Annotated in this window: 11 protein-coding genes; 6 read left to right on the top strand and 5 right to left on the bottom strand. The window is 69.8% G+C overall.

Features of this window, described 5'->3' with window-relative positions:
• Positions 1-41: 41 nt before the first annotated feature.
• Entirely contained in the window at positions 42-953 is a 912-nt protein-coding gene (locus tag AB0P41_RS10440; RefSeq protein WP_356716936.1) for a tRNA (adenine-N1)-methyltransferase, read from the bottom strand.
• 42 nt (positions 954-995) lie between these two features.
• Positions 996-2,246, bottom strand: a complete 1,251-nt coding sequence (locus AB0P41_RS10435) for a site-2 protease family protein (protein ID WP_365931578.1) — start codon at positions 2,244-2,246, stop codon at positions 996-998.
• A gap of 170 nt (positions 2,247-2,416) precedes the next feature.
• Here AB0P41_RS10435 and AB0P41_RS10430 point away from each other — a divergent pair, with 170 nt between their 5' ends.
• Together AB0P41_RS10430 and AB0P41_RS10425 are read left to right on the top strand one after the other, a co-directional pair.
• Positions 2,417-3,262: a PD-(D/E)XK nuclease family protein gene (locus AB0P41_RS10430; RefSeq protein ID WP_356716972.1), complete on the top strand. Its 846-nt coding sequence runs from the start codon at positions 2,417-2,419 to the stop codon at positions 3,260-3,262.
• A 9-nt stretch (positions 3,263-3,271) separates the two neighbouring features.
• A complete protein-coding gene (locus AB0P41_RS10425; protein ID WP_356716934.1) occupies positions 3,272-3,943 on the top strand; it encodes a response regulator transcription factor in 672 nt (223 codons plus the stop codon).
• Positions 3,944-4,020: 77 nt separating this feature from the next.
• Here the strand turns inward: AB0P41_RS10425 and AB0P41_RS10420 are convergent, their stop codons facing one another.
• The 3 genes from AB0P41_RS10420 to metH all read right to left on the bottom strand — a co-directional run bounded on the left by AB0P41_RS10420 (position 4,021) and on the right by metH (position 10,331).
• Positions 4,021-5,613 carry an ABC transporter substrate-binding protein gene (locus AB0P41_RS10420; protein WP_365931302.1) on the bottom strand — a complete coding sequence of 531 codons (1,593 nt, stop codon included), beginning with the start codon at positions 5,611-5,613 and terminating at the stop codon, positions 4,021-4,023.
• A 366-nt stretch (positions 5,614-5,979) separates the two neighbouring features.
• On the bottom strand, positions 5,980-6,678 hold the full coding sequence (locus AB0P41_RS10415; RefSeq protein WP_356714619.1) for an HAD family phosphatase: 699 nt from the start codon (positions 6,676-6,678) through the stop codon (positions 5,980-5,982).
• Positions 6,679-6,818: 140 nt separating this feature from the next.
• Complete coding sequence (metH, locus tag AB0P41_RS10410; RefSeq protein WP_365931300.1) at positions 6,819-10,331, bottom strand: methionine synthase; 3,513 nt, start codon at positions 10,329-10,331, stop codon at positions 6,819-6,821.
• A gap of 238 nt (positions 10,332-10,569) precedes the next feature.
• Here metH and AB0P41_RS10405 point away from each other — a divergent pair, with 238 nt between their 5' ends.
• The 4 genes from AB0P41_RS10405 to AB0P41_RS10390 all read left to right on the top strand — a co-directional run bounded on the left by AB0P41_RS10405 (position 10,570) and on the right by AB0P41_RS10390 (position 15,582).
• On the top strand, positions 10,570-11,334 hold the full coding sequence (locus AB0P41_RS10405) for an IclR family transcriptional regulator (protein ID WP_356714621.1): 765 nt from the start codon (positions 10,570-10,572) through the stop codon (positions 11,332-11,334).
• Between the two features lie 263 nt (positions 11,335-11,597).
• A complete protein-coding gene (locus AB0P41_RS10400) occupies positions 11,598-12,389 on the top strand; it encodes an MIP/aquaporin family protein (RefSeq protein ID WP_356714622.1) in 792 nt (263 codons plus the stop codon).
• Positions 12,390-12,429: 40 nt separating this feature from the next.
• Entirely contained in the window at positions 12,430-13,959 is a 1,530-nt protein-coding gene (gene glpK, locus AB0P41_RS10395; RefSeq protein WP_356714623.1) for a glycerol kinase GlpK, read from the top strand.
• A 12-nt stretch (positions 13,960-13,971) separates the two neighbouring features.
• A complete protein-coding gene (locus AB0P41_RS10390) occupies positions 13,972-15,582 on the top strand; it encodes a glycerol-3-phosphate dehydrogenase/oxidase (RefSeq protein WP_356714624.1) in 1,611 nt (536 codons plus the stop codon).
• Positions 15,583-15,662: the final 80 nt, after the last annotated feature.

Below are 15,662 nucleotides of genomic sequence, written 5' to 3'. Positions count from 1 at the left end.
CGGTCCGGGAACTCGGCGGCGGCGCCTTCGCGTCGTCCGGGTCAGTCGCTGGAGTCGGCGGAGCCGCTGCGGCTGCCGGGACCCTTGTAGTCCTCGCCGTAGGCGCCCTTCGACGGCCGGCGGCGGCGCACCGGCGGCTCGACGCCGTCCGCGAGACGGCGGGCGGTGACGAGGAAGCCGGTGTGGCCGATCATCCGGTGGTCGGGGCGGACGGCCAGTCCTTCGACGTGCCAGTTGCGGATCATCGACTCCCAGGGCTGCGGTTCCGCGAAGCAGCCGATCTCACGGATGGACTCGACGGTCCGCGAGAGCTGGGTGGTGGTCGCGACGTACGCGCAGAGGATGCCGCCGGGGACCAGGGCCTTGGAGACGGCCTCGAGGCACTCCCACGGGGCGAGCATGTCGAGGACGACACGGTCGACGTCGGTGTCCGAGAGGTTGTCCTGGAGGTCGCCGACGGTGAGCTGCCAGGCGGGGTGCGGCGAGCCGAAGTAGCGCTCGACGTTCTGCTGGGCGATCTCGGCGAAGTCCTCGCGGCGCTCGTAGGAGTGCAGCATGCCCTGCTCGCCGATGGCGCGCAGCAGGAAGGTGCTCAGCGCACCCGAGCCGACGCCGGCTTCGACGACTCGCGCGCCGGGGAAGATGTCACCGAAGGCGAGGATCTGGCCCGCGTCCTTCGGGTAGACCACGGCGGCTCCGCGGGGCATGGACAGGACGTAGTCGGGGAGCAGGGGACGCAGCGCGAGATAGGCGACGTTTCCCGTGGTACGGACAACACTGCCCTCGGGAGCACCGATCAGCTCGTCGTGCGGGAAAGAACCCTTGTGGGTGTGGAAGTTCTTTCCGGCCTCGAGCGTGAAGGTGTAGTGGCGTCCCTTGGGGTCGGTGAGCTGGACCTGGTCCCCGACTTTGAATGGGCCGCGACGGCGGGCGGCACCGGTCGGTTCGGACATGTGACCAGCCTACCGGTATTTCGGGGGCCGCTTCCCGGGGTGTCAGGCCGACGGACGGGCCATGGCCTTGATGAAGGCGCGCTCGACGTCGGCGGTGGAGAGGACGCCGTAGATCTCGCCGGTCTCCTCCACCACCAGGTACTCGGTGGCGGGTGTGGCCTTCAGCCGGTCCAGCAGGGCCTCGCCCGCGAGTTCGGCCGGGACCTTCATGCCGTCGGTGAGGTCCTGGGCGAGGCCGCTGACGGCCACCCAGGGCCGGCGGTGTTCGGGGACGCCGGCGATGGCCGCCTCCCGGACGACGCCCTTGGGGCTCCCCTGCCCGTCGACGACGACCAGGGCGCGGGCGCCCGCTTCGTTGGCGCGGCGGAGTGCCTCGGAGAGCGGGGTCGCGGACTCCACGGGCACGGCGCGCCGGGTGAGGGTACGGGCGCGGAGTTCGGGGAGGTGTTCACGGAGCCGTGCCGTCCGCAGGCTGTTCCCGGCGCCTGTCCAGATGATCGCCGCGAGGATCGCCGCGAGGAGGGCGTCGGTGACGGTCTCGAACCCGCTGATCTCACCGGTGGCGTTGCCGAGGGCGCCTGTGTGGGTGAGCAGCGGGAGGCCGACGAAGACGGTGATGGCCAGGCCCCGGCCGACCCACGCGGCGGCGATGGTGCCGCTCATCGGCTTGCCCGTGATCTTCCAGACGACGGCGCGGAGCATGCGCCCGCCGTCCAGAGGAAGGCCGGGCAGCAGGTTGAAGGCGGCGACGATGAGGTTGGAGACCATCAGCCCGGCGAGGAGCACGCCGGGAACGGTGCCCGCTTCGACGAACTGGAGCGGGATGTAGAAGACACCGCCGAGGACGAGGGAGAGCAGCGGGCCCACGAAGGCGAGGACGAACTCGCGGCCGGGGGTCTCGGTCTCCTTCTCGATCTCGGAGACGCCGCCGAAGAACTGGAGCTGGATGCGGCGCACCGGCAGCTTGTAGCGCAGGGCGGCGACGGTGTGGGCGAGCTCGTGGACGAGCACGGACGCGTAGAAGGCGATCGCGAAGAAGAGCGCGACGAGGTAGCGGGCACCGCCGAGTTCCGGCAGGACGCGGTCGAGCTGTCCGCCGAAGACCCAGGTGATCAGAGCCGCGACGACGAACCAGCTGGGTGCGACGTACACGGGCACGCCGAAGGGGCGCCCCATGAGGAGGCCGCCTCCCGGGTCTGCCGGGCGTCGCGGTTTGCCCTTCTCCGGTCCGGAGCCGGGGTCCTTGTCCCCTGCGCCGGGCTGCGGGCGCCCGCTGTCGCCGCTCTCGTCCACGGGGTCCCTTCGGTCGGTGGCTTCTGCCACGATCATGCTGTGTGCGAGCTCTGTCGTCGATGGTATGCCGCTGGGTGTCAGTGGCGGGCCGTAGGGTCTGCGACATGACGTCCGTACCGCGCCCGCCTCAGCCACCCTCGTCCCTGTCGCCGTCGCGCGCGAACGATTTCATGCAGTGCCCCCTGCTGTACCGCTTCCGGGTCATCGACAAGCTCCCGGAGAAGCCCAGTGAGGCTGCTACCCGGGGCACGCTGGTGCATGCGGTGCTTGAGCGCCTGTTCGACGCTCCGGCGGCGGACCGTACGGCGCCGAGGGCCAAGGCGCTGATCCCGGGCCAGTGGGACCGGCTGCTGGAGTCGAAGCCCGAGCTGACGGAGCTTTTCGAGGGGGATCCGGGGGGAGAGCGGCTCGCGGGGTGGCTGGGCGAGGCGGAGCGGCTCGTGGAGCGGTGGTTCTCGCTGGAGGACCCGACGCGCCTGGAGCCGGCCGAGCGGGAGCTGTTCGTCGAGACGGAGCTGGATTCGGGACTGAAGCTGCGCGGCGTGATCGACCGCGTGGACGTGACCCCGACGGGTGACGTCCGCATCGTGGACTACAAGACGGGCAAGGCCCCGCGGCCGGAGTACGCGGAGGGGGCGCTGTTCCAGATGAAGTTCTACGCCCTGGTGGTGTGGCGTCTGAAGAACGTGGTCCCGCGCCGGCTCCAGCTGGTCTATCTCGGCAGCGGTGACGTGCTGACGTACGACCCCGTTCCGGCGGACCTCGAGCGGGTGGAGCGCAAGCTGCTGGCGCTGTGGGAGGCGATCCGGCTGGCCACCGAGACGGGTGAGTGGCGGCCGAGGCCGACGAAGCTGTGCGGCTGGTGCGACCACCGGGCGGTCTGCCCGGAATTCGGCGGGACTCCCCCGGTCTATCCGCTGTCCGTGCGCCCGCCCGAACCGGTGGAGGCTGTGCAGGGCAGAATGGAGCCGGTCCGGTCCGAGGCCGGCCGCCCCGTGGCCCTCGAAGGCCCTTAAGGAGATTACGTGGCTATCCGCGTCCTGCTCGTCGATGATCAACCACTGCTGCGCACCGGTTTCCGGATGATCCTGGAGGCGGAGGGCGATCTGGCGGTGGTCGGTGAGGCCGGGGACGGCCTGCAGGCCATCGACCAGGTGCGGGCACTGCAGCCCGATGTCGTGCTCATGGACATCCGGATGCCGCGGATGGACGGGGTGGAGGCGACCCGTCAGATCACGGGCCCCGGGCGGGACGGCCCGGCGAAGGTCCTGGTGCTGACCACGTTCGATCTCGACGAGTACGTGGTGGAGGCGCTGCGCGCGGGCGCCAGCGGTTTCCTGCTGAAGGACGCCCCGGCCGACGAACTGGTGCAGGCCATCAGGGTGGTGGCCGCGGGCGAGGCGATGCTGGCCCCGAGCATCACGCGCCGGCTGCTCGACAAGTACGCCGACCATCTGCCCTCGGGCGAGGACCCCGTCCCGGACGCCCTGCACACCCTGACCGATCGCGAGGTCGAGGTGCTGAAGCTGGTGGCGCGCGGGCTGTCCAACGCGGAGATCGCGGCGGACCTGTTCGTGAGTGAGACGACGGTCAAGACGCATGTGGGCCATGTGCTGACGAAGCTGGGCCTGCGCGACCGTGTGCAGGCCGCCGTGTACGCCTACGAGAGCGGTCTGGTGCGTCCCGGCGCCCAGTGACGGGACGCCGACGCCGACGGGCGCGGTCCGGAGTCGGTGACTCCGGACCGCGCCCGTCCGTGTGAGCGGATGCCGCGTCAGGACTCCCCGCGGCCCAGCTCCCAGAGCTGGAGGTCGGCCGAGGAGTTGACGGCCCACTCCACGCCGGTCAGCTCGTCGAGCGAGGCGACGTACTGCTTGCCCTGCCAGACCGGCAGGATGGGGACGTCGTTGGCAACGATGTCCTGGAGCTTCTCGAAGGCCGGGCCCGCGGCGCTGCGGTCGGCCTCGCGGCGGGACTGAGGGATCAGTTCCTTCTGCGCCTCGGTGGACTTGTACGGCGAGTTGAGGAAGTTGTTCTCGTCGAGGAACGGCGCGATGTAGGTGTCCGGGTCCGGGAAGTCGGGGAACCAGCCCATGCCGTAGACCGCGTACTCGCCCTTCTTCTGGGCGGGGCGGTACTTGTCCCAGGGCGTGCCCTTGACGTCGACCTCGAACAGCTGGGTGTCGTTGAGCTGCTTCGCCAGCGCCTCGAACTCCGCCTTGGTGGCGGGCCCGTAGTAGTCCGTCGTGTAGTGCAGCGTGAACTTCACCGGTGTGCTGACGCCGGCCTTGTCCAGGAGCTCGGCGGCCGCCTCCACATCGGGCTCACCGTATTTGGTGTAGAAGGAGTTGGTGTGGCTGGTGATGCCGGAAGGGATCAGCGAGTAGAGCGGCTCGGCGGTGCTGCCGTACACCTTGCTGGCGATGGACCCGCGGTCGATGACCTGGGCCATTGCCTGGCGTACGGCCTTGTTCGACACCGCGGGGTCCTCGGTGTCGAACGCGAGGTAGCGGATGGCGAAGCCGGGCATCTCGGTGAGCTTCACGCCCTCCTTCGGCTCCTCCAGCATCTCCTGGGCCTGCTCGGGCGACATGGTGCGCGTCATCATGTCGATCTTCTCGTCGTCGAGCGCCTTGCCCATCGCAGCGGCGTCGGGGAAGAGGTCCAGCTCGACCTTCTCGTTCCTGATCTTCAGGTCACCCTTGTACTTCGGGTTCCTGGTGAAGACCACCTTGACGACCTTGCTGCCCTCGACCTCGGGCTTCATCGTGTACGGGCCGGATCCGTCGACCTGGAAGCCCTCACGGGCCGACTTCGCCGGGTACTTGTCCTTCTGCACGATGCCGGTGGTCGGCGTGGCGAGCTTGTAGGGGAAGGTGGCGTCCGACGTCTTCAGGTGAAAGACGATCTCCTTCTCACCCTTGGTCTCGATCGCGTCGATGTTGTCGAGGAGGCCGACCGGGCCGCTCTCGTACTTGATGTCGATCACGCGCTGGAGGGAGTACTTCACGTCCTCCGGGGTGACGGGGGTGCCGTCCGCGAACGTCAGTCCGTCGCGCAGCGTGCAGCGGTAGCTCTCGTTGGCCGTGTCCGTGAAGGTGCAGCTCTTCGCCGCCTCGGGCACCGGCTCGCCGCCGCCGCGGGGTATGTGGGTCAGGGTCTGCACGGTCTGGCGCAGCACGTTCCACACGCCCGCTTCGTAGCCGATGGCGGGGTCGAGGGGGGCCGGGTTGTCCTTCGAGGCGATGAACTGGTCCGTTGTCCCGACAACGATGGCATCGCCCCCGTCGTCCGACCCGCCACAGGCGGCGAGCACGGGTGCGAGCAGGCCCACTACGGCCGGCAGCACCAGCGTCTTGCGGTTCATCTGGACGTTCTCCCTCATTCCGGCATGTGAGAAAACCGAGATTAGTAGGCGCCGCAGGGGGACTTGACCGGTGCGGATCGGGCGCGTATTCACTCGGTGATCGCCGATGACGGGTTGTCCATGTCACGCTCGGGAATGTTTCGTACACGCCTTCATCAATACGGACGTATGGGGGCCCCGAATCGGACAGCCTGGCTGATCCGCAGGCCCCACGAACATTACGCCGAGTGACGAACGTCACGCTCCCGCACCACCGACCGTATTGACATGGACCTGATTTAAGCGGTGCACGAAAGCGGGGAACGAACAGATTTCCGGGCTGCATTCTTGTCGCCTGTGCACGAATCACCCTCGGTGCACCGGCTCTCACTCGTCGGCGATCAGCTCCCGCAGGAAGGCGAGGTCCACCTGCTCCAGGGAGGGCACGACCACCCGGCCGGGGGCTGGGGCGATCGGCGCCACGGACGGGACGGCGACGACCCGGCAGCCCGCCGCCTCGGCCGCCGCGACCCCGGTGGCGGTGTCCTCGATGACCGCGCAGCGCCAGGGATCGGCCCCGAAACCCGCCGCCGCGGCGAGATAGGGGTCGGGGTGGGGCTTCGTACGGGACACCTCGTCGCCCGCGACCGTGAGCGCGAAGTGGTGCCGGCCCACCGAGTCCAGGACCCGGTCGATGATGCGCCGGTGCGAGGCCGAGACCAGGGCGGTGGGCACCTCGTGCGCGGCGAGCTCGGCGAGCAGCCGTGCGGCACCCGGCATCAGCGGGACACCGCGTCCGATGCGCTTCTCGAAGCGGTCGTTGAGCAGCACGGTGAGTTCCTCGATGGCGATACCGGCCCCGGTGACCTCGATGAGGTAGCCGGCGCTGCGGGTCATGGGCCCGCCGACCACCACCTCCCGCCAGGCCGGCTCGAGCCGGTGACCGAGGTCGGCGAAGACCTCGACCTCCACGTCCCACCAGAAGCCTTCGGTGTCGACCAGTGTGCCGTCCATGTCGAGAAGGACGGCTTGCAGCGCCGACCCTTCGGCCGTACGGGTCAGGGACGCGGGGACCGTACTGGTCATCCGGCACACCTCCATGAGGGACGAGAAGGCCGGCCGCCTTCCCGGTGGGAACGGCGACCGGCCTGCACTGGACCGACCAGTCTACGACTCGCGCACGCCCGGCGCGCGGAGCAGCACCTTACCGCGCGTCGAACAGTGGCTTACCGCGCGTTGAAGTACTTCGCCTCCGGGTGGTGGATGACGATCGCGTCGGTGGACTGCTCGGGGTGGAGCTGGAACTCCTCGGAGAGCTTCACACCGATCCGCTCGGGCTCCAGGAGCTCGGCGATCTTCGCCCGGTCCTCCAGGTCGGGGCAGGCCCCGTAGCCCAGGGAGAAGCGGGCACCGCGGTACTTCAGCGCGAACATGTCCTCGACGTCGGAGGGGTCCTCACCGGCGAAGCCCAGCTCGCTGCGGACCCGTGCGTGCCAGTACTCGGCGAGCGCCTCGGCCAGCTGCACGGACAGCCCGTGGAGCTCCAGGTAGTCGCGGTAGGAGTTCGACTCGAAGAGTTCGGCCGTGGCCCCGCCGATCTTCGAGCCGACGGTGACGACCTGGAGGCCGATCACGTCCGTCTCCCCCGACTCCTCGGGGCGGAAGAAGTCCGCCAGGCAGAGACGGCGGCCGCGGCGCTGGCGCGGGAAGGTGAAGCGGGTGCGCTCCGAGCCGTCCTCGTGCAGCAGGATCAGGTCGTCGCCCTTGGAGACGCAGGGGAAGTAGCCGTAGACGACGGCGGCTTCCAGCAGGTTCTCGGTGTGCAGCTTGTCGAGCCAGCCGCGCAGGTGCGGCCGGCCCTCGCGCTCCACGAGCTCCTCGTACGTCGGCCCGTCACCGGCGCGGGCCTGCTTGAGTCCCCACTGGCCCTTGAAGAGCGCGCCCTCGTCCAGCCAGGAGGCGTACTCCTTGAGCTGGATGCCCTTGACGACCCTGGTGCCCCAGAACGGCGGCTCGGGGACCGGGTTGGTGACGGAGACGTCGGACCGTACACCCTCCTCGGGCTCCACGACCTCGGCCACGGGGGTGTCCCGCTTGGGCACCCTGCGCTGCTTCAGCTCGGGGAGGCTGGCGCCGGGCACACCGCGCTTGACCGCGATGAGGGCGTCCATGAGGCGCAGGCCCTCGAAGGCGTCGCGGGCGTAGCGGACCTCGCCCTCGTAGATCTCGTGCAGGTCCTGTTCGACGTAGGCCCTGGTCAGGGCGGCGCCACCGAGGATGACCGGGTAGTCGGCGGCCATCTTGCGCTGGTTCAGCTCCTCCAGGTTCTCCTTCATGATCACGGTGGACTTCACCAGGAGGCCCGACATTCCGATGACGTCGGCGCGGTGCTCCTCGGCGGCGTCCAGGATCGCGGAGACGGGCTGCTTGATGCCCAGGTTGACCACGTTGAAGCCGTTGTTGGACAGGATGATGTCGACGAGGTTCTTGCCGATGTCGTGGACGTCGCCCCGGACGGTGGCCAGCACGATGGTGCCCTTGCCGTCGTCGTCGGTCTTCTCCATGTGCGGTTCGAGGTGGGCGACCGCGCTCTTCATGACCTCGGCGGACTGGAGCACGAAGGGCAGCTGCATCTGGCCGGAGCCGAAGAGCTCACCCACGACCTTCATGCCGGCCAGCAGGGTGTCGTTGACGATCTCGAGCGCGGGCCGGGTCTGCAGCGCCTCGTCGAGGTCGGCCTCCAGACCGTTCTTCTCGCCGTCGATGATGCGACGCTGGAGCCGCTCGTCCAGCGGCAGGGCGAGGAGCTCCTCGGCCTTGCCCTGCTTCATCGACTTCATGTTGACGCCCTCGAAGAGCTCCATGAGCCGCTGCAGCGGGTCGTAGCCCTCCTCCCGGCGGTCGTGGATCAGGTCGAGGGCGACCTTGACCTGCTCCTCCTCCAGCCGGGCGATCGGCAGGATCTTGGAGGCGTGCACGATCGCGGAGTCCAGACCCGCCTTCACGCACTCGTCCAGGAAGACGGAGTTCAGGACGACGCGTGCGGCCGGGTTCAGACCGAAGGAGATGTTGGACAGGCCCAGCGTGGTCTGCACGTCGGGGTGGCGGCGCTTCAGCTCGCGGATGGCGCCGATCGTGGCGATCCCGTCCTTGCGGGACTCCTCCTGGCCCGTGCAGATGGTGAAGGTCAGGCAGTCGATGAGGATGTCCGACTCGTGGATGCCCCAGTTGGTGGTGAGGTCCTCGATGAGCCGCTCGGCGATGGCGACCTTGTGCTCGACGGTGCGGGCCTGGCCCTCCTCGTCGATGGTCAGCGCGATCAGCGCGGCGCCGTGCTCGGCGGCGAGCGCGCTGACCTTGGCAAAGCGGGACTCGGGACCGTCGCCGTCCTCGTAGTTGACGGAGTTCAGCACGGCCCGGCCGCCCAGCTTCTCCAGTCCGGCGCGCAGGACGGGCACCTCGGTGGAGTCGAGCACGATCGGCAGGGTGGAGGCGGTGGCGAACCGGCCGGCCAGCTCCTCCATGTCGGCGACCCCGTCGCGTCCCACGTAGTCGACGCAGAGGTCGAGCATGTGGGCACCCTCGCGGATCTGGTCGCGCGCCATCTCCACGCAGTCGTCCCAGCGGGCGTCGAGCATGGCCTCGCGGAACTTCTTGGATCCGTTGGCGTTCGTACGCTCGCCGATCGCGAGGTACGAGGTGTCCTGGCGGAACGGGACGGTCTGGTAGAGCGAGGCCGCGCCGGGCTCGGGGCGCGGGGCGCGGGCGGTGAGCCCGGAGCCGCGGACGCGGTCCACGAGCTTGCGCAGGTGCTCCGGGGTCGTGCCGCAGCAGCCGCCGACGAGCGAGAGACCGTACTCCTGGACGAAGGTCTCCTGGGCGTCGGCCAGGCCGTCGGGGTCGAGCGGGAAGTGGGCCCCGTCCTTGGTGAGGACCGGCAGCCCGGCGTTCGGCATGCAGAGCAGCGGGATGCGGGAGTGGCGGGTGAGGTAGCGCAGGTGCTCGCTCATCTCCGCGGGGCCGGTCGAGCAGTTCAGGCCGATCATGTCGACGCCGAGCGGTTCGAGCGCGGTCAGCGCGGCGCCGATCTCGGAGCCGAGCAGCATGGTGCCGGTGGTCTCGAAGGCCAGTGAGCACAGCACCAGGAGGTCGCTGCCCATCGCCTCCAGGGCGCGCCGGGCACCGAGCACGGCGGCCTTGGTCTGCAGGAGGTCCTGCGTGGTCTCGATGATGAGCGCGTCGGCTCCGCCGGCGATCAGCCCTTCGGCGTTCTGCTGGAAGCCGTCGCGCAGGACCGTGTAGGGCGCGTGGCCCAGGGTCGGCAGCTTGGTGCCGGGGCCGATGGAGCCGAGCACCCAGCGCTGCTGTCCGGTGGACTCGGTGAACCGGTCGGCGACCTCGCGGGCGATGGCCGCGCCGGACTCGGAGAGCTCGTGGATCCGGCCGGGGATGTCGTACTCGCCCAGGGCGGAGGCGTTGGCCCCGAAGGTGTTCGTCTCGACACAGTCCACGCCGACCGCGAAGTACTCCTCGTGGACCGAACGGACGATGTCGGGGCGGGTGACGTTCAGGATCTCGTTGCAGCCTTCGAGGTTCTCGAAGTCCTCGAGGGTGGGGTCCTGGGCCTGGAGCATGGTGCCCATGGCACCGTCGGCCACCACGACCCGGGTGGCGAGCGCCTCACGGAGCGCTGCGGCTCGGGTCCGGCTGTCAGCTGCGGGGGTCGGCAACGAGGCCATGGATGTTCTCCCTGGGATGCGACGGCTGTCGGCTTTGCGCCCTTCTGCCGAAGGGGCACGCGGCCAGCGTAGCGGGGAGGCGCCCGGGGCGGGCATCGCGTCCCACGGGACGGACTGCATGCTGTCCCGTGACGGGCCCGCTCACGGGGTGACGCATAATCTTCGCGCCACCGGACAGAGGTCGGCATCGACCGATAGTGTTCAGCATTGTCGAACCGAGGTGGAGGAGTACGGCGCGATGGCGAAGAACATCCAGTCGCTCGAGCGGGCAGCCGCGATGCTGCGTCTGCTGGCGGGCGGCGAGCGTCGGCTCGGCCTGTCCGACATCTCGTCGTCCCTGGGTCTGGCCAAGGGCACCGCGCACGGCATCCTGCGTACCCTCCAGCACGAGGGCTTCGTCGAGCAGGACGCCGCGTCGGGCCGCTACCAGCTGGGCGCCGAGCTGCTGCGCCTGGGCAACAGCTATCTCGACGTGCACGAGCTGCGCGCCCGCGCGCTGGTGTGGACCGACGACCTGGCCCGCTCCAGCGGCGAGAGCGTCCACCTGGGCGTGCTGCACCAGCACGGGGTGCTGATCGTCCACCACGTCTTCCGGCCCGACGACAGCCGTCAGGTGCTCGAGGTCGGCGCCATGCAGCCGCTGCACTCCACCGCCCTGGGCAAGGTCCTGGCCGCCTACGACCCGGTCGCGCACAGCGAGGCCACGGAGGTGGAGCGGCGGTCCTTCACACCGCGCACCGTCACGGGCGACGAGGAGTTCGAGTCGCTGCTCGACCTGATCCGGGCGCAGGGCTGGGCGGCCGACGTCGAGGAGACCTGGGAGGGGGTGGCGGCAGCGGCAGCCCCCATCCACGACCGCCGCAGGATGCCGGTAGGCGCCGTGGCCGTGACCGGGGCGGTGGAGCGCGTCTGCACCGGCGGCGAGCTGCGGCCCGAGCTCGTCGCGGCCGTACGGGACTGCGCCCGTGCCGTGTCCCGGGATCTGGGCGCCGGGCGCTTCTGAGCCCCCCGCGCGAGGTCGGTAACGATCGAGTCGCGCGTCACACACCTCTTGACGCACCCTCCATCGGGGAGAAACATTGCCGTTCACCGGTCGGCATTGTCGAACGCTTAACGGCAATACGCGTTAGAGTGTGACAGTGCCGAGGGCCGGTCAAGCCCTACAGGTGAAGTGCCCGTCCCCGACGAGTACCCACCTGGGGGTGCGATCCACCGGAGGGACCCGGTGTTTCGCCTTCCCCTGGACGAAGGACAAAGGAGTCACGGGTGTCCAGCTCCGACATCTTCATCGGCGAGACCATCGGTACCGCCGTACTCGTACTGCTCGGCGGCGGTGTCTGTGCCGCCGTCACGCTCAAGCGCTCCAAGGCGCAGAACGCCGGCTGGCTGGCCGTCACCTTCGGGTGGGGCTTCGCCGTGCTGACCGGCGCCTACATAGCCTCGGGCGTGTCAGGCGCCCACCTCAACCCGGCGGTCACGATCGGTCTCGCGATCCAGGGCGGCACCGCGTGGAGCGACGTGCCCCTGTACCTCGCCTCCGAGCTGCTCGGCGCGATCATCGGCGCCGTGCTCGTCTGGGCCGTGTACTACGGCCAGTTCCACGCGCACCTCACGGACCCCGAGATCGTGAAGGCCCAGCCGGCCGAGGAAGGCATGGTCGACCAGGCGTCGGCCCCCAAGGCGGGCCCCGTGCTCGGCATCTTCACCACGGGTCCGGAGATCCGGAACGCGGTGCAGAACGTCGTCACGGAGATCATCGCCACCTTCGTACTGATCCTGGCGATCCTCACCCAGGGCCTCAACGACGAGGGCAACGGCCTGGGCGCGCTCGGCGCCCTGATCACCGCCCTGGTGGTCGTCGGTATCGGTCTGTCGCTCGGCGGCCCGACCGGTTACGCGATCAACCCGGTGCGTGACCTCGGCCCGCGCATCGTGCACGCGCTGCTGCCGCTGCCCAACAAGGGCGGGTCGGACTGGGGCTACGCCTGGGTACCGGTGGTAGGACCGCTCATCGGGGGCGCACTCGCCGGAGGGCTCTACAACATCGCCTTCGCCTGAGCCCTCATCTCCACACCACACAGACTTCCGGGAGCCAACCGTGACCGACGCACACACCACCGGCCCGTTCATCGCGGCCATCGACCAGGGCACCACGTCCAGCCGCTGCATCGTCTTCGACAAGGACGGCCGGATCGTCTCGGTCGACCAGAAGGAGCACGAGCAGATCTTCCCCAAGCCGGGCTGGGTCGAACACGACGCGAAAGAGATCTGGGAGAACGTCCAGGAAGTCGTCGCCGGGGCGGTCGTCAAGGCGGGCATCACCTCCGCCGACGTGAAGGCGATCGGCATCACCAACCAGCGCGAGACCACCCTGCTCTGGGACAAGAACACCGGTGAGCCCGTCCACAACGCCCTCGTCTGGCAGGACACCCGCACCGACGCGCTCTGCAAGGAGCTCGGCCGCAATGTCGGCCAGGACCGCTTCCGCCGTGAGACGGGTCTGCCGCTCGCCTCGTACTTCGCCGGCCCGAAGGTGCGCTGGCTGCTCGACAACGTCGAGGGGCTGCGCGAGCGCGCCGAGCGGGGCGACATCCTCTTCGGGACGATGGACTCCTGGGTCATCTGGAACCTGACCGGGGGCACGGACGGCGGCGTCCACGTCACCGACGTGACCAACGCCTCGCGCACCCTGCTGATGAACCTCCACACGATGCAGTGGGACGACAAGATCGTCACGTCGCTGGACATCCCCGCCGCCGTACTGCCGGAGATCCGGTCCTCCGCCGAGGTGTACGGAAACGCCAAGGGCGGCGTCCTCGACGGCGTCCCGGTGGCCTCCGCGCTGGGCGACCAGCAGGCCGCGCTGTTCGGCCAGACGTGCTTCGCCCAGGGCGAGGCCAAGTCCACGTACGGCACCGGCACCTTCATGCTGATGAACACCGGCCACACCCCGGTGAACTCGTACAACGGACTGCTGACGACCGTCGGATACAGGATCGGCGACCAGAAGCCGGTCTACGCCCTCGAAGGGTCCATCGCCGTCACCGGTTCGCTGGTGCAGTGGATGCGCGACCAGATGGGCCTGATCAAGTCCGCGGCCGAGATCGAGACGCTGGCCTCCTCCGTCGAGGACAACGGCGGCGCGTACTTCGTGCCCGCGTTCTCCGGTCTGTTCGCCCCCTACTGGCGCCCCGACGCCCGCGGCGTCATCGCGGGTCTCACCCGCTACGTGACCAAGGCGCACATCGCCCGCGCCGTGCTCGAGGCCACCGCCTGGCAGACCCGCGAGATCAGCGACGCCATGACCAAGGACTCCGGCGTCGAGCTGACCGCGCTCAAGGTCGACGGCGGCATGACCTCCAACAACCTGCTGATGCAGACGCTCTCCGACTTCCTGGACGCGCCCGTGGTGCGCCCCATGGTCGCCGAGACCACCTGCCTCGGCGCCGCCTATGCCGCCGGCCTGGCCGTCGGCTTCTGGCCGGACACCGACGCACTGCGCGCCAACTGGCGCCGTGCCGCCGAGTGGACACCCCGCATGGACGCGGCCACCCGTGACCGCGAGTACAAGAGCTGGCTCAAGGCCGTCGAACGGACCATGAGCTGGATCGAGGACGAAGAGAGCTGAGGAGCAATCGACATGACCACCCTGCAGAGCGTCCCCGCCCTCGGGACGCATCCGGCCTCCGGCTCCCTCCCGAGCCGTGCCGAGACCCGGGAGCAGCTTTCCAAGGCGACGTACGACCTCCTGGTGATCGGCGGCGGCATCCTGGGCATCTCCACCGCCTGGCATGCCGCGCAGTCCGGACTGCGGGTGGCCCTGGTGGACGCCGGCGACTTCGCCGGCGCCACCTCCTCGGCCTCCTCCAAGCTGCTCCACGGCGGTCTGCGCTACCTCCAGACCGGCGCGGTGAAGCTGGTCGCCGAGAACCACTTCGAGCGGCGCGCGGTGTCCCGTCAGGTCGCCCCGCACCTGGCCAACCCGCTCACCTTCTACCTGCCCGTCTACAAGGGCGGGCCGCACGGCGCGGCCAAGCTCGGCGCCGGTGTCTTCGCCTACTCGGCGCTGTCCGCGTTCGGTGACGGCGTCGGCCATGTGATCAGCCCGTCCCGGGCCGCTCGCGACGTGCCGGAGCTGCGTACGGACAACCTGAGGGCCGTCGCGGTCTACGGCGACGACCAGATGAACGACGCCCGGATGGCGCTGATGACGGTCCGCGCGGCCGTCGACGCGGGCGCCGTCGTCCTCAACCACGCCGCGGTGACCGGGCTCCGCTTCACCAGGGGCCGCGTCACGGGGGCCGAGCTGGAGGACCGGCAGGACGGCTCGGAGTTCGGCGTGAACGCCCGGCTGGTGCTGAACGCCACCGGCCCGTGGGTCGACCACCTGCGGAAGCTGGAGGACCCGGCCTCCGCGCCGTCCATCCGTCTGTCCAAGGGCGCCCACCTCGTCCTCAAGCGCACCCGCCCGTGGAAGGCGGCGCTGGCGACGCCGATCGACAAGTACCGCATCACGTTCGCCCTGCCGTGGGAGGACATGCTGCTGCTCGGTACGACCGACGAGGAGTACGAGGGCGACCCGGCCGATGTCGCGGTCACCGAGAAGGACACGGCGCAGATCCTCGACGAGGCGGCGTTCTCCGTCCGGGACCAGCAGTTGTCCCGCGATCTGATCACGTACTCCTTCGCGGGGCTGCGGGTCCTGCCCGGCGGTCCGGGCGACACGTCCAAGGCCAAGCGCGAGACGGTCGTGACGGAGGGCCGCGGCGGAATGCTGTCGGTCGCGGGAGGCAAGTGGACGACGTTCCGCCACATCGGCCGTACGGTGATGAACAAGCTGGCCGAGCTGCCGGGTCACCCCCTGGGCGAGGACATGGAGCCGATGGCACGGCTGCCGAAGAAGGTCCCGCTGCCCGGTATCGCCAACCCGAACGCGGTCGCGCACCGGCTGCTTGTCGACGGCGGAACGCCCGGTCCGCGGATGCCCGCCGACACGGCCCGGCACCTGGCGACCCACTACGGCTCGCTCTCCTTCGACATCGCACGGCTCGCGAACGAGAACCCGGCCCTGGCCGAGCGCATCCACCCCGACGCCCCGGAGATCTGGGCGCAGGTGGCGTACGCGCGCGACCGCGAGTGGGCCGAGACGGCGGACGACGTGCTGCGCCGCCGGACGACGCTGACGATCCGGGGCCTGGCGACGGACGGCATCCGGGCCAAGGTCGAGGACATGCTGGCCGACGGGCGCTGACCGGCGCCGGCACGCAGGAGCAGGGGCGGTCTCCCGGTCTGGGAGGCCGCCCCTGCGGTCTCCCCGACCGGGTGCGGGAC

This window comes from Streptomyces sp. NPDC079167, from assembly GCF_040686735.1.
In the GTDB taxonomy this organism is placed as follows: domain Bacteria; phylum Actinomycetota; class Actinomycetes; order Streptomycetales; family Streptomycetaceae; genus Streptomyces.
This window is presented reverse-complemented; position numbering and strand designations above follow the sequence as displayed.